Genomic DNA, 12,819 nt, shown 5'->3' on the forward strand with positions numbered 1-12,819 from the left:
TACATGCTTTTTGACGAAGTCGTTTAATGACCTTGTACAGTGTAGAAGGATGTATGCCATGCATTATGCACCAGTCTTTATCGGACATTCCGCTGCTACGGCATTCCTTCAGGAAGTTGAACCATTCTTCATCACTCATTAGTGGTTTCGGCATTGTCTTTTCTCCTCCATGGCGATAGCGATTCGTTTACTATACTATGTTAGGCGGGATGGAGAGCCGTTTGCTCTACTATAACGAAATAGAATCACAAAGCAACGGTTGCACAAGTCACAGCCAGGTTCATCCTGCCTAAGACTATTTTAGGGCAAAAATATAACCCCGTAACTACGGGGCTACAATGAGCGCTTACGTTGTTGGTACTATCGCAACAGTATTTGCAATCTCTAACCTCATCGATACAGAGGAGCTTGAGCTTATCGGTGAAGGAAATGCAGTAGCAGCAGTAATGGGAATTACCAAGGTTGCAGCCCTTGCATATCTTATGTTCAATCTTTACACACCACCTTGCTTCGCGGCTCTTGGAGCTATGAATTCTGAGATGAAGTCAGCTAAGTGGCTGTGGGGTGCTATTGGACTTCAGCTTGCAACAGGTTTCACTGTTGGATTCCTTGTATATCAGATCGGAACTCTCATTACAACAGGCGCTCTGGGAGCAGGCTTTGTATACGGACTTATCGCGATTGCTGTTTTTGCAGCATTTATTGTATACCTGATTCAGAAAAATCAGAAAGAGATGGCTTTGGAGTACAAGCTGGACTGATCTGTTTCAAATTAGAAAGGGTGTAACTGTTCAGAACAGCCCGACGCACTTGCTGCGGAGGGCGTGAGAAAGTGTTAGTTTATGGCAGATTTTATTGCAATTGTAATTATCGTAATGATTCTTGGACTTGCGATCAGATATATTTATAAGGAAAAGAAGAAAGGTGTACACTGCATTGGGTGTCCATCAGCAGGAGCTTGCCACAAGGCTGCCTGTTCATGCAAAAACAAATAATGTAATAAAGCCCGTCCAAGAGCGGGCTTTATTGTTGGGGATTGGTTAGCAACAACTAACGGAGAACAAGATTATGAGCAACGAACAGATCATCACAGCATTGAAAAGTAGCGGAATGCGCATAACAAAACAAAGAAGACTGGTAGCAGATGTAATTGTAGAAAATGATGGGGCCTCATGTAAGGATATATGCTGTAATGTCAAAAAGAAAGATGATTCAATAGGTACTGCCACTGTCTATCGTATGATCAGGGTCCTGGAGGAAATTGGCGTGATAGACAGGATTGACATAGTCAAACTTAAATGAGGTAGATAATAATATATGACAAATGCGATTGTTATTATAATTTTATTGATAGTGATCATAATGGCCTCAAAAGGCGCAGCAAAGCATTTTATGGGACAGGGAAGCTGCTGCGGGGGTGGATCATCTACAGTTAAGGAGCCGGACAAGAAGCTTTCAGGTCCTGTAGTTAAGACCATGGTCTTTAAGATTGACGGGATGCACTGTGAGAACTGCAGTAATCGTGTGAAAAGAGCTATCAACAGAATTGACGGAGTATCAGCTAAGCTGAATTTACGGAAGAAGGAAGCTGTGGTCGAATATGATAGGGAAGTGGATGACGCCACGATTACAAGGGCTATAGAGACTTTGGATTACAAAGTCATATCTGTGATAAAGAAATAAATAAAGAAAACCTCGTAGTTGCCAGAACAGCCGCTACGAGGTTTTTATGTGTCAATCATCCAATAGATTTGTCATGCTCTTCATGCTGAGAGCTATGGTAGATGCGTTGTGAAGGAATGCGGTTGTCGTTGGTGTGAAGATCCCCAGCATCCCCATGATTATCAGGAATGAATTAAACCCGATAATGGAATTGTAGTTCAGGTTGATCCTTCGCATCAGCTCTGTGCTGAGACTTCTAAGCGTTAAAAGAGCTCCGAGATCATCGGAGGAGATGGTTATATCTGCAATCTCTCTTGCGATAGAAGCTCCGGTGCTTACCGCGATTCCGGCATCGGCTTCGGAGAGAGCAGGTGAGTCATTTATACCATCACCTATCATGATTACTTTTCTGCCGGCTTCATGTTCTTTTCTTATGAATTCAGCCTTGTCTTCGGGAAGAACTTCAGAGAAATATCTGGTTACGCCGGTCTTTTTTGCAACTGACCTGGCAGTCCTGTCACTGTCTCCGGTCATCATAACTACATTTTCGAAACCAACCTCTTTCAATTTTCTTATTACTGAAGGAGCCTCATCTCTAAGTGGATCTTCGATAAGTATTACTGCAGCGAGCTCTTCACCGATAGCCATATACAGGTGCGAATACTCAGGTGGAAGAGAATCGAACCTGTCAGTGAATCCACTTGGAACAATACACTTTTCGTCCTCAAAGATGTAGTGATGGCTTCCTATACATACCTTTTTACCGTCAATCGTACTGGAAATGCCATGGGCAACGATATAGGCAGCTCTGGTGTGCTTCTCTTCATGAGTCAGACCTTTAATCTCTGCAGCCTTTACCACTGCGTTGGCTATGGAGTGAGGATAGTGCTCCTCAAGACACGCAGCAAGGCGAAGCATCTCATCTTCGTCGTTATCACCAAAAGTAACAACCTTGGCGACTTTAGGAGTAGCATGAGTCAGAGTCCCTGTTTTGTCGAAGACTATTGTTTTTGCTTCAGCCACAGCCTCCATGAATTTGCCGCCTTTTACTGATATCTTGTGATCGCCGGCTTCTCTCATTGCTGAGAGTACTGAAATAGGCATGGCGAGCTTTAATGCGCAGCAGAAGTCTACCATAAGGATTGATGTGGCCTTTGTGGCATTTCTGGTAAATAGCCAGGTGAGGAGTGTGGCACCAAAAGTGTAGGGAACAAGTCTGTCGGCCAGGTGTGCAGCCTTTGCTTCTGACTCGGATTTGAGCTTTTCGGATTCCTCTATCATGGCTACGATCCTGTCATATCGTCCCTGCCCCTGTGCCTTCTGTACGGTTATGACAAGTTCACCTTCGTCAATAACAGTACCGGCGTATACAAGAGAGCCTTCTGTTTTGTGGACAGGCTCGGATTCACCGGTCATGGCTGCCTGGTTTACGGAAGCATCACCGCTTAGTACTACACCGTCAAGGGGGATCATGGTGCCGGTTCTGACAACTATCCTGTCATTCTCTTTTATGTCAGAGATATTTGAAAGGACCTCCTGGCCGTCAGAAGAAAGCATCCATACCTTGTCTAAATTCAGGGACATGGCCCTTGCAAGGTCATCGACGGACTTTTTGTGAGTCCAGTCTTCCATCATCTCACCCATTTCAAGAAGGAACATTACATTGCTTGCTGTTGCATGATCGCCTCTGAGCAGTGATACCGCAATGCTGGTTGCATCAAGAACAGAAACCTCAAGCTTTCCGGAGAGTAGGCACTTAAGCCCCTTAATTATGTAAGGGATAGCCTTTAGATATATGATCACCTTTCTTATCTGCAATGGAATGATGAATCTGCGGACAAGCTTGCCCGCAATATGGAAGAACATTCTGTCTTCATATTCGATACGGAGTTCCCTGCCTGTATGTTCGGGTACAGTAATCTCTGTTCTCTCACTATATTCAGAAAACGCCTGTATCAGTTCATTCCTGCAGGAAGAGTCATAGAAAACTATGGCATTTGAAGTCCGTTCATTTACATCAGCTTTTTTTACAAAAGGAAGTGAGGAAAGATAATACTGGATCTTATCAGCTTCAAAAGAAGACATATGGCGTACAGCAATGTGTACACGCATACGTCCCCTATTTTCATGCAATATTTTACAATTCATAGTATGCCTTTCATCTGAGCTTAATTATGTCTTATGCATTAGCGGCTTCAGCTTCAGCATTTGCCAGAACAGCCTTTGCATCCTCAATTTCTTTTGCTCTTTCATCAGCATATCGTTTTTCATTGATTTCCTTTGCATCAGCACTGATATCCTGACAGTTCTCCTTGATGTTAGTGTAGGTCTCAAGGCATGTATCCTTGCATCTGTATGCTGCGGCAGTTATATGTGTGTAGCATTTCTTGGCATCCTTGCTGGAGAGGAGCTTAACTCCTGCTGTACCTAGCGCGAAACCGCATGCCACTTTTCCTATTGTGCTCCATTTGATCATAAATAGTCCTCCTAAGTTTGTGATTGCAACACGAATTGCTCCGTTTCTTTGAAACTCTCGCATTGTTGCAATAATTATAAAACAGCACAGGGAGTGTAGAGGCAGCTAACGAGTGAGAATTTTTATCAATAAGGCAATGGAATGTGTATGCATAAAAACGGCAATTGTGCCTTTATTTTAGGGTTAGCAAGTGCTAACATATTAGTGTATGGGTATTAGTCATTGATTGGTGTTGATAAAATGTCTCAAAAATAAAGGAGGTCTTTATGAAATATCATAAGTTTTTTGCATGGGCGGCAGTAATATGCATGATATTAGCAATTATTACCGGGTACAAAAAGGAATAATCTATGACCTACCATGAATTCGGAAAAGAAAAAACGGTGCGTTGGCATGACGCACCGTTTATTAGGTAGGAGAATTCTTATGACTATGTATGTCATTTATGTTAGCATTAACTAACGTAAATAATATTAGCACATGCTAACAAAAAGTCAAGTCAAAAATACCAGAGTTTATGAATGCTATTTCCATGGGGGAATAATGAAGTAGTCAGAAGGAATAAAAAAGACTTACACGAAAACAAAATATCTGCTATAATCTGCATTTGCCGATAAAAAATGAAGATTTCGAGGTATTATTGGAAACGCACATCCTGGCCGGGTGATAACGAACAACACGGAGGTCTTCCCTATTTAAGAAAGAGAGGAACCCCTATGTTACCACAGAGCAAATTACAGGATGTGTTTTTTACTGCTTTTATGGCATTTGTCATGGTTTATGTCATGATATGCTACAACATTTCACTGAATGTTGGCGGAATGCAGAACTTTATCTTCCTTGCAGCATTCAAGGAAATGCTTATCATGTGGCCGATAGCCATGGCGCTTGAGCTTTTATTTGTAGGAAAACTGGCTCAGAAGCTGGCTTTCAGATTCGTCACTCCGGGAAAAGACCCTATGATAATGATCATACTTGCCATCTCATCAATGTCTGTGTGTCTCATGTGCCCGCTTATGAGCATGGCAGCGACAATCCTTTTTAAGGATGCAGGCAGTGAATTCGTGGCTGTATGGCTTCAGACGACAGCGTTGAACTTTCCTATGGCTCTTTTCTGGCAGATCTTCTTCGCAGGACCGCTGGTAAGAAATGTCTTTGGATTTATTATGAAAAGAATAAAACAGAAATAAGAATTGGTGAAAAACAGACCAAAATCCGTGTACGGAGCTGGTCTGTTTTTTATTTTACGTTAATATATGTGCCAAAGAGAACCGTCCCCAATGGCATGCAGCTCCGGAAAAAGAGTTCTTTCTCTATGAAGGATGTGCCCATAGCCCCATTTATGAGGATAGAGAAAAAACGAGAGAGATTCTAAGAAAATGGACCAAGAAAGGACATAAAATGATGAGAATTGAAACAGAAAGATTATTTTTAAGGGAAATGAATATGGACGATTATGATGCATTGTATGCTGTCCTGGCGGATCGGGATATTATGCAGCATTATCCGTATACTTTTGATGAGATGCGTGTCAGAGACTGGATCGAGCGCAATATGAAGCGCTACGAAGAAAATGGTTTTGGCCTTTGGGCGGTGTGCATTAAAGAAAGCGGAGAGATGATCGGCGACTGCGGGCTGACGCTTCAGAATATTGATGGAGAGATGCTTCCTGAAATCGGTTATCACATCCGGAAGGACTGCCAGCGTAAAGGATATGCAAAAGAAGCAGCAAGTGCAGCCCTTAAGTGGGCTTTCGAGAACACTGATTATCCGTCCTTCTATTCTTACTGTAAATATACTAACGAACCCTCATACAAAACAGCAGAAGCTATTGGGATGCATTTTGAAAAAGAATATCCTGATGAGGCCAATAAGATTACACATGTTTCGGTGATTCATAGAGCGGAAAAATAGACCGTAATTCATATGGAGGGAGATTAATGGAATTTAGAAGACTCACAGAGCAGGATCTGCCATCGCTGCTCGAATTATATAAGCAGCTTCAACCCGATGACGACTTTTCATCCATAGAAAATAGCAAAAGTGTGTGGAAAGAAATCGAGAACAATCCGGACATTCGCTATTTTGGTGCGATAGATGATGGTAAGGTGGTATCTACCTGTTATGCAGTGTTTATACCGAATCTTACGAGAAACAATAGGGGCGTCTGCTTTATTGAAAACGTGGTAACGGATAAAGATTATAGAAATCAGGGACTTGCTTCTAAAGTAATTGATATGGCCGTGTCATATGCCAAAGAGAAGAATTGTTATAAGGCTATTCTTCAAAGCGGAATCTCCCGATCAGATGCACATCGTTTTTACGAAAACAAAGGATTTGATGGAAGTTCAAAAAAGGCATTTGATATGCGGCTCTGATAATCATCCCATGAAGGCACCTGACGGGGTATCCTATGTTTTTGCAACAAGATAAAAGGAGGTATGATATGCTATGAGAATACTTGTATTAAACGGAAGCCCTAAAAAGAAGAGCGATACATTTCGTATGACTGAGGCTTTTTTAAGGGGAATGGATAAAGAACAGGAAAATGTTATTGATGTAATCAATGTAATTGATAAGAATATTGCACCATGTAAAGGGTGCTTTGGATGCTGGCAAAAAAAGGACGGGCATTGCGTAATTCAAGATGACCAGAACGAAATTCTTGATCTGTATGTAAAGGCTGATGTCATTATTTGGAGCTTCCCGCTTTACTGTTATTCCATGCCATCGCATTTGAAAGCAGTGTTGGATAGAACGATACCGCTTGTAAAAAAGGGGATGGTAGAGGAGAGTAACGGAACTGTTCACCACGAAGCGCTGGTTGATTTTTCAAAGATCCATACAGTTGTGATAAGTGGATGCGGTTTCCCCGATTGGGAGGGGAACTTCGATGCCTTGAAACAAATGTGCAATACATGTTTCGGAAATCTGGAAATGGTCTGTGTGCCTGAAGCACCGCTTTTTAATATTCCTGAAGCTGCTATTGTAGCTGAGCCTCTTCTTGAAAGCTTTGAAAAGGCAGGTGCTGAGTATGCATCAAATCTCAAATTATCTGATGAAACCAAAAAGATACTTGAAACTCCTATGATATCCAAGGAGGAATATCTTAAGGGAATTAATGGCTGAGATGAACTGAGCAGAAATAGGGATTATGAAAAAGAAAGAGATAATACGCAGCGCCTTCTTCTCAGAGCATTCAGATGAAGGCTATCCGATCTATAAAAAGGTCGGCTTTGAAGACAGGACTCAGAAATACATAGATATGCGTTTGAAGTTGTAAGTGATGGCGCTTTATCGTAATATAAATAGAATTTATGGCGTAGACGATACTGGTCTACGTCATTTTTTTAGTTAAGTGTGCGGCTTCAAAAGGGCTTCAAAAGATTTCAAAAGGTAACAACATATAGATATAAAAACCAATGAATATTATGTTTTTAAACCCGGTTAAGAAGCATAATACAGTCATAAGGAAAGTACAAACAACCAAATAAAAACATTTGAGGAGGTAATACCATGAGATTTAATGACGTTCAGGATACAAGAAAAGCAGAAGTAAGAAAAGAGCAGAGAGATGCAGCAGTTCAGAAGATCTATTCACAGTTTGTAGAGAGACTTTCATGCATAACAATGTGCAACAGAAAAGCCGTCATGGCATTTGGAGCTACCTTCACAATTTGATAAAATATCTTTAGTAGGAGCTGGGAGCCGTTATCGCACGTACTATGGGCGATTACGGATCCCGTATCCGACCGGGCTCTGTCAGATATGAACTAGCGTTTATAGAGGTGACGACATTTATGCAGGATAAAGTGATTAAAAAAATGGATGCTGCGCTTTCGGACTACCTGTTTAAGCAGCGCGAAGAGGAATTTGTTCATGAGACATTAAGCCAGGAGATGTCCTCCTTTGAGCTGGTCAAAAACGGAGAAATATCTGCACTGAAGAAGGCTCTTGTAAGGCACAGAAAGAAAACTTTCCCAAAGCTGTCAGAATCTCCACTTCAGCAGCAGAGATATCTATTCGTTTCAACCATAACGACCTGCTGCAGATTCTGCATTGAAGGCGGTATGCCGTCAGATGAGTCCTATGGTATGTCGGATCTGTATATACGCAGAATGGATGCCATGAATTCAGTAAATGATATCAAGGCATTATATGAGGAAATGATGCTTGATTATGCTGAAAGGATGAAGGGGTATCACGACCAGTACAAGGAGTATTCACCAAAGATTCTCCAGTGCATGGACTATATTGAAAACCATTTGCATGACAGGATAACTGTACAGATGCTTGCTGATGAGCATGAGATGAATGCGTCCTGGTTGTCTACGGTTTTTGCAAAAGAGGTCGGGATGCCAGTATCGGATTATATCAGACATAAGAAGCTTACAGCAGCAAAATATCTTCTTTCCTACAACGAGTACAGCTGCACAGATATAGCTGAATATCTGGGATTCGCCGGGGAGAGTCATTTTTCTGCACTTTTCAAAAAATATGAAGGCGTTACGCCTAAGGAATACAGAAAGAAAACCTATAACAAATCATTTACCAGCATGGGAAGGAGAGGTGAATAACATGAAAACATGGCTTATTACTGGCTGCTCAGAGGGTGGAATTGGTGCGGGAATCGCGAAAAATGCTCTTGAAAGAGGCTACAACGTGGTAGTTACTGCGAGAAATACTGATAAAGTAAAAAACATAGTGGCAAAGTATCCTGAAACAGCTCTTGCTGTGGTGTTGGATGTTACGGATAAAAACAGCATTAAAAACTGTGTTAAGACTGCAACCGATAAATTTGGTAAGATAGATGTCCTTGTAAACAATGCAGGTTATGCATACAGATCTTCAGTCGAGGAAGCTGAAGATGAAGGTGTACGAAAGATGTTTGATACAAACTTCTTCGGGGCAGTTGAAATGATCAAAGCTGTCCTTCCCGGAATGAGAGAGAATAAAAGTGGTGCCATAATAAACATATCGTCAATAGGAGCAGCCCGTACAGGCGCAGCTTCCGGCTATTATGCTGCAAGTAAGGCAGCGTTGGAACTGATGTCAGAAGGGCTTTATGCTGAGATGAAGCCCTTGGGAATTAAGGTGATGATTGTGGAACCCGGTGCTTTCAGGACACATTTTTATGACAGCTCACTTAAAGGGTCAAAGAACACGCTGGAGGATTATAAAGATACTGCCTGGCTTCGTTCTGTTGAACAGAATGTGAACAAGGCACAGCAGCCCGGAGATCCGGATAAGGCAGGTATTCCTCTAATAGAAGCTATTGAGAGTGATGAGACTCCTTTAAGGCTTCTTCTTGGAACAGATGCTATTTCAGCAGTCCGGGGTGCATTAAATGCCAGACTTAATGAGATAGATAAGTGGGAGAAAATATCTGTAAAGACAGATTATTAAAAGCAGGAAGGAGACATGGCTATGAAAGTACTTATCATTAACGGAAGCCCAAGAATTGGCGGCAACACGTCTATCGCAATTAAATGGTCCAGTGGTGCTACGGGAATTCATGGAGCAAGTCCCAGTTTGCGCGCCACTCCGGAGATTCATTGTATGAAGAAATATCATAATCTCTTGAACCAGTTTATGTAATTCTTATACTCTGACTTCAGACAAATACAGTAGAAGTCCATTTGTGCATCTTTATCAGAAAACGGAACAGAGAATCTGTTGTGACGCATTCCAAGAACACGGTTGGTAAGATCGGTCGAAAATGTTGGCAGGGATGAAGTCTCTGCCACTTCCATAAGTGATTCTGTTCCCGATTGAAGAAGGAATTTTGATTTTGGCATATGCTTTCGGACGATGGCATCCCATACTCCGACTTCAGATACCATAAGAAAACTTTCACCATCCATTTGCTTGAACGTGATGGAGCTTTCATATGCAAGTTTATGCTCCGGTATTAGTGATGCACAAAGGTGTTCTGAGCCGCAGTGCTGGGAATGATAAAGCTCACCTTCAAGCTGATGGTTGAGTATTATCATCTGATATGTTTTGTTATTAAGCCCTGTAATAAGGGTTTCTTCATCTGTCATCTCTGTTGATAATGCCATATTAGAAAATGTCGTTGATAGTCTTGGCATCAGCTCAAGAAGCGGACCAGGTGCACAGGATCCTACAGTTATGGTCTTGCTTCTTCTGTCAGAAAGACGTACCTGTTCTTCCATGGCCTCATGCATGTGAAGAATATCTTCTGCATATTCTGCAGCTATCTTACCTGTATCATTAAGATACAGTCTTTTTTTCTCCCTCTCAAAAAGCTTTACTCCAAACTCGTCCTCGAGCTTGCTCATGGATCTGGTAAGTGTAGGCTGCGTAAGATGAAGTGCTTCTGCTGCTTCGGATAATGTTCTGTGATTCTTAAAAGCTACAAGGTGCTCCAGAAGATATGTCTCGATCATGATAAACTCCCAAAGATTAATATACGCAACAAGTATATTATAATACGAAAGTTCAATTTTACACAGCTGAATATACGGGGTATCATCAAAACATAGAACATAAACATCGTTTATAAAACAGGAGGCGGTTTAAATGAAGACACTTGTAGCGTATTTCTCATGGAGCGGAAATACAGAAAAGATTGCCAAACGGATTGTGGCGAAGACCGGAGCTGATATGTTCAGGATCGAGCGAAAGGTACCCTACAGTGAAGATTACAACACTTGTGCATATAGAGAGGCAAAGGAAGAGATAGAAAAGAAGATAAGACCGGAGATAAAGACACCTCTTCCGGATGTGGAAAAATACGACAGCTTGATTCTGGCATTTCCTATCTGGTGGTACACATCACCGCTTCCTGTATGGAGATTTTTGGAATCCTATCCGGACTGGAAAGGAAAAAAGATTTATCTTTTTGCGAACTCTTATACAGATGATCATAACTACATGACCACATCACTTAAGGATGCAAAAGCGTCAGCAAGAAATGCGGATGTTGTTGCTGGACTATTTAACAAGGAAATAGAAGGGCTGGATGAATGGCTCACACAAAATAATTTCAGATAAGAAGGAGGATTTCTATTATGGAGTACATTACACTTAACACAGGAGCAAAGATGCCACTTGAGGGATTTGGAGTATTTCAGATTCCGGACTTAAAAGAATGCGAAGAGGTAGTTTATAACGCTATCAAGACAGGATACCGTCTTATCGATACCGCAGCCGCTTATGCAAATGAAGAAGCTGTTGGAAAAGCAGTTGCCCGTGCTATTTCTGATGGTCTTACCACAAGGGAAGAGCTTTTCATAACCACCAAAGTGTGGGTCAATGATATGAAGAGTGAGGACGCTGCTTATGAGGCAGTAAAGACATCGCTTGGTAAGATGGAACTCGATTATGCAGATCTCATTCTCCTTCATCAGCCAATGGGTGATTACTTCGCTGCTTATCGCGGAATCACAAAGGCATACAAGGAAGGATTGACCAAGGCTATAGGTGTAGCAAATTTCTATCCTGCTATTCTTACAAACCTCTGCGAGACAGTAGAAATAATTCCGGCTGTAAATCAGGTAGAGCTTCATCCCTTCTTTGCACAGGAAGCAGCACTTGAGAATATGAAGGCTTATGGCGTTGTTCCTCAGGCCTGGGGACCTCTTGCAGAAGGAAAACATGGGATTTTCACAGATCCTGTTCTTACAGAGATTGGAAAGAAGTATGATAAGAGTGCAGCACAGGTTGCTTTGAAGTGGAATGCCCAGCGAGGTGTTTCCATCATCCCCAAGTCAGTGCATGTGGAGAGAATGGAACAGAACATCGATATCTGGGATTTTGAACTCACTGATGAAGAGATGGCTAAGGTGGCTGCCAAGGATCTGGGACACAGCGAGATCGTAAACCATGATAGTCCTGAGTTTGTGAAGTTCGTACTGAATCTGCATTGATTGGAGAGGGAGTTTTTTATATCATGCGTGCCAATGTTAGATGCTGGAAATGAGAGCATTTCTGCTTAATTGAGATTTGTTAATTATTTCCGTTAGAATCATTATATTTTTCGGCGAGAGAGGCAAAGAGGCCTTTCATCGAAAGATATAATGATTTTTTGATGGACAAAGCCATGGTGGATTATCACCGATTGATGATAATGATGAGACTATAACGAAATATCGAATGAAAGAGTTGTTGTGTTTATAGATGAAATACAGTGGCTTGATACTCCTAGAGCTAGATTTATGACAGGATTTGAAGCCTTTTGGAACGGATGGGCTTGCCATAAAAAGAACCTAATGGTGATTGTGTGTGGTAGTTCAAGTTCCTGGATATTGGAAAACATTATAAATAATCATGGTGGACTCTATGGGAGAGTTACTTATGAGATGAAACTGAGCACCTTTTCATTGGTAGAAAATGAGAAGTATTTAGAGTCTAGAGGAATCAGTATGTCCAGGTATGATATTACACAGGGATAACTGATAGTGGTGAGTTATCCAGGCGCCTAAATGCCCTAATGGCAGGCGATTTTATAATAAAATACAATTCATTTGGCGACAGCAAAAGAAATGAGAATTATAAGCTTGTAGATCCATTCTGTATCTTTTATCTTACTTTTGTAAATGGTAGCAAGAGCGGCAAAAAAATTGCTTCGTGAAAAGATATCAAAGAAGGCGACTATTCACAATACACTTATCACCACGTACGGGCTTAAAAAGAGTAACTATTATGGGGATTTTATT

General features: G+C 41.5%; 19 protein-coding genes. 15 read left to right on the top strand and 4 right to left on the bottom strand.

The annotated features are described in order from the left end of the window. Positions 1 to 154 (bottom strand): IS66 family insertion sequence element accessory protein TnpA (tnpA, locus tag G608_RS24640; protein WP_196810249.1); only part of this gene is annotated, 154 nt, incomplete at its 3' end. Positions 155 to 338: 184 nt separating this feature from the next. Between tnpA and G608_RS0118540 the strand changes: the two genes are divergently transcribed. The 4 genes from G608_RS0118540 (at position 339) to G608_RS0118555 (ending at position 1,683) form a co-directional block, all read left to right on the top strand. Then, entirely contained in the window at positions 339 to 761 is a 423-nt protein-coding gene (locus G608_RS0118540) for a hypothetical protein (RefSeq protein ID WP_026497237.1), read from the top strand. A gap of 81 nt (positions 762 to 842) precedes the next feature. Further along, positions 843 to 995, top strand: coding sequence for a FeoB-associated Cys-rich membrane protein (locus G608_RS23450; RefSeq protein WP_155833330.1), 153 nt, complete (start codon positions 843 to 845; stop codon positions 993 to 995). 73 nt (positions 996 to 1,068) lie between these two features. Then, a complete protein-coding gene (locus tag G608_RS0118550) occupies positions 1,069 to 1,302 on the top strand; it encodes a Fur family transcriptional regulator (RefSeq protein WP_026497238.1) in 234 nt (77 codons plus the stop codon). Positions 1,303 to 1,317: 15 nt separating this feature from the next. Then, a complete protein-coding gene (locus G608_RS0118555; protein WP_026497239.1) occupies positions 1,318 to 1,683 on the top strand; it encodes a heavy-metal-associated domain-containing protein in 366 nt (121 codons plus the stop codon). Positions 1,684 to 1,734: 51 nt separating this feature from the next. Here G608_RS0118555 and G608_RS0118560 read toward each other — a convergent pair whose 3' ends face one another. After that, on the bottom strand, positions 1,735 to 3,810 hold the full coding sequence (locus G608_RS0118560; RefSeq protein ID WP_026497240.1) for a heavy metal translocating P-type ATPase: 2,076 nt from the start codon (positions 3,808 to 3,810) through the stop codon (positions 1,735 to 1,737). 31 nt (positions 3,811 to 3,841) lie between these two features. Then, complete coding sequence (locus G608_RS0118565) at positions 3,842 to 4,138, bottom strand: DUF6110 family protein (RefSeq protein ID WP_026497241.1); 297 nt, start codon at positions 4,136 to 4,138, stop codon at positions 3,842 to 3,844. 716 nt (positions 4,139 to 4,854) lie between these two features. On the opposite strand from G608_RS0118565, the gene G608_RS0118575 reads away from it, so the two are divergent. The 8 genes from G608_RS0118575 to G608_RS0118610 all read left to right on the top strand — a co-directional run bounded on the left by G608_RS0118575 (position 4,855) and on the right by G608_RS0118610 (position 9,544). Then, on the top strand, positions 4,855 to 5,328 hold the full coding sequence (locus G608_RS0118575; RefSeq protein WP_026497242.1) for a DUF2798 domain-containing protein: 474 nt from the start codon (positions 4,855 to 4,857) through the stop codon (positions 5,326 to 5,328). Positions 5,329 to 5,539: 211 nt separating this feature from the next. Continuing rightward, complete coding sequence (locus tag G608_RS0118580; protein ID WP_330367105.1) at positions 5,540 to 6,052, top strand: GNAT family N-acetyltransferase; 513 nt, start codon at positions 5,540 to 5,542, stop codon at positions 6,050 to 6,052. Between the two features lie 26 nt (positions 6,053 to 6,078). Next, positions 6,079 to 6,516, top strand: a complete 438-nt coding sequence (locus G608_RS0118585) for a GNAT family N-acetyltransferase (protein ID WP_026497244.1) — start codon at positions 6,079 to 6,081, stop codon at positions 6,514 to 6,516. 73 nt (positions 6,517 to 6,589) lie between these two features. Then, complete coding sequence (locus G608_RS0118590; protein ID WP_026497245.1) at positions 6,590 to 7,267, top strand: flavodoxin family protein; 678 nt, start codon at positions 6,590 to 6,592, stop codon at positions 7,265 to 7,267. 25 nt (positions 7,268 to 7,292) lie between these two features. Beyond that, entirely contained in the window at positions 7,293 to 7,421 is a 129-nt protein-coding gene (locus G608_RS24200; protein ID WP_255345376.1) for a hypothetical protein, read from the top strand. Positions 7,422 to 7,654: 233 nt separating this feature from the next. Further along, positions 7,655 to 7,819: a hypothetical protein gene (locus G608_RS23455; RefSeq protein WP_155833331.1), complete on the top strand. Its 165-nt coding sequence runs from the start codon at positions 7,655 to 7,657 to the stop codon at positions 7,817 to 7,819. A gap of 119 nt (positions 7,820 to 7,938) precedes the next feature. Next, on the top strand, positions 7,939 to 8,715 hold the full coding sequence (locus G608_RS0118605; RefSeq protein WP_026497246.1) for a helix-turn-helix domain-containing protein: 777 nt from the start codon (positions 7,939 to 7,941) through the stop codon (positions 8,713 to 8,715). Between the two features lies 1 nt (position 8,716). Continuing rightward, on the top strand, positions 8,717 to 9,544 hold the full coding sequence (locus G608_RS0118610) for an oxidoreductase (protein WP_026497247.1): 828 nt from the start codon (positions 8,717 to 8,719) through the stop codon (positions 9,542 to 9,544). 164 nt (positions 9,545 to 9,708) lie between these two features. Here the strand turns inward: G608_RS0118610 and G608_RS21915 are convergent, their stop codons facing one another. After that, positions 9,709 to 10,548, bottom strand: a complete 840-nt coding sequence (locus G608_RS21915) for a LysR family transcriptional regulator (RefSeq protein WP_051209546.1) — start codon at positions 10,546 to 10,548, stop codon at positions 9,709 to 9,711. A gap of 133 nt (positions 10,549 to 10,681) precedes the next feature. On the opposite strand from G608_RS21915, the gene G608_RS0118625 reads away from it, so the two are divergent. The 3 genes from G608_RS0118625 (at position 10,682) to G608_RS0118635 (ending at position 12,555) form a co-directional block, all read left to right on the top strand. Beyond that, a complete protein-coding gene (locus G608_RS0118625; RefSeq protein ID WP_026497248.1) occupies positions 10,682 to 11,155 on the top strand; it encodes a flavodoxin in 474 nt (157 codons plus the stop codon). Positions 11,156 to 11,172: 17 nt separating this feature from the next. After that, a complete protein-coding gene (locus G608_RS0118630; protein WP_026497249.1) occupies positions 11,173 to 12,030 on the top strand; it encodes an aldo/keto reductase in 858 nt (285 codons plus the stop codon). A 288-nt stretch (positions 12,031 to 12,318) separates the two neighbouring features. Then, positions 12,319 to 12,555, top strand: coding sequence for a hypothetical protein (locus tag G608_RS0118635; protein WP_035796276.1), 237 nt, complete (start codon positions 12,319 to 12,321; stop codon positions 12,553 to 12,555). Positions 12,556 to 12,819: the final 264 nt, after the last annotated feature.

The organism is Butyrivibrio sp. WCD3002, from assembly GCF_000424265.1.
GTDB lineage: Bacteria > Bacillota > Clostridia > Lachnospirales > Lachnospiraceae > Butyrivibrio.

What these genes read in the sequence shown, in the direction of transcription:
- G608_RS0118540 (WP_026497237.1), top strand. Translation starts at nt 339, where the DNA reads ATGAGCGCTTACGTTGTTGGTACTATCGCAACAGTATTTGCAATCTCT.
- G608_RS23450 (WP_155833330.1), top strand. Translation starts at nt 843, where the DNA reads ATGGCAGATTTTATTGCAATTGTAATTATCGTAATGATTCTTGGACTT.
- G608_RS0118550 (WP_026497238.1), top strand. Translation starts at nt 1,069, where the DNA reads ATGAGCAACGAACAGATCATCACAGCATTGAAAAGTAGCGGAATGCGC.
- G608_RS0118555 (WP_026497239.1), top strand. Translation starts at nt 1,318, where the DNA reads ATGACAAATGCGATTGTTATTATAATTTTATTGATAGTGATCATAATG.
- G608_RS0118560 (WP_026497240.1), bottom strand. Translation starts at nt 3,810, where the DNA reads ATGAATTGTAAAATATTGCATGAAAATAGGGGACGTATGCGTGTACAC.
- G608_RS0118565 (WP_026497241.1), bottom strand. Translation starts at nt 4,138, where the DNA reads ATGATCAAATGGAGCACAATAGGAAAAGTGGCATGCGGTTTCGCGCTA.
- G608_RS0118575 (WP_026497242.1), top strand. Translation starts at nt 4,855, where the DNA reads ATGTTACCACAGAGCAAATTACAGGATGTGTTTTTTACTGCTTTTATG.
- G608_RS0118580 (WP_330367105.1), top strand. Translation starts at nt 5,540, where the DNA reads ATGATGAGAATTGAAACAGAAAGATTATTTTTAAGGGAAATGAATATG.
- G608_RS0118585 (WP_026497244.1), top strand. Translation starts at nt 6,079, where the DNA reads ATGGAATTTAGAAGACTCACAGAGCAGGATCTGCCATCGCTGCTCGAA.
- G608_RS0118590 (WP_026497245.1), top strand. Translation starts at nt 6,590, where the DNA reads ATGAGAATACTTGTATTAAACGGAAGCCCTAAAAAGAAGAGCGATACA.
- G608_RS24200 (WP_255345376.1), top strand. Translation starts at nt 7,293, where the DNA reads ATGAAAAAGAAAGAGATAATACGCAGCGCCTTCTTCTCAGAGCATTCA.
- G608_RS23455 (WP_155833331.1), top strand. Translation starts at nt 7,655, where the DNA reads ATGAGATTTAATGACGTTCAGGATACAAGAAAAGCAGAAGTAAGAAAA.
- G608_RS0118605 (WP_026497246.1), top strand. Translation starts at nt 7,939, where the DNA reads ATGCAGGATAAAGTGATTAAAAAAATGGATGCTGCGCTTTCGGACTAC.
- G608_RS0118610 (WP_026497247.1), top strand. Translation starts at nt 8,717, where the DNA reads ATGAAAACATGGCTTATTACTGGCTGCTCAGAGGGTGGAATTGGTGCG.
- G608_RS21915 (WP_051209546.1), bottom strand. Translation starts at nt 10,548, where the DNA reads ATGATCGAGACATATCTTCTGGAGCACCTTGTAGCTTTTAAGAATCAC.
- G608_RS0118625 (WP_026497248.1), top strand. Translation starts at nt 10,682, where the DNA reads ATGAAGACACTTGTAGCGTATTTCTCATGGAGCGGAAATACAGAAAAG.
- G608_RS0118630 (WP_026497249.1), top strand. Translation starts at nt 11,173, where the DNA reads ATGGAGTACATTACACTTAACACAGGAGCAAAGATGCCACTTGAGGGA.
- G608_RS0118635 (WP_035796276.1), top strand. Translation starts at nt 12,319, where the DNA reads ATGACAGGATTTGAAGCCTTTTGGAACGGATGGGCTTGCCATAAAAAG.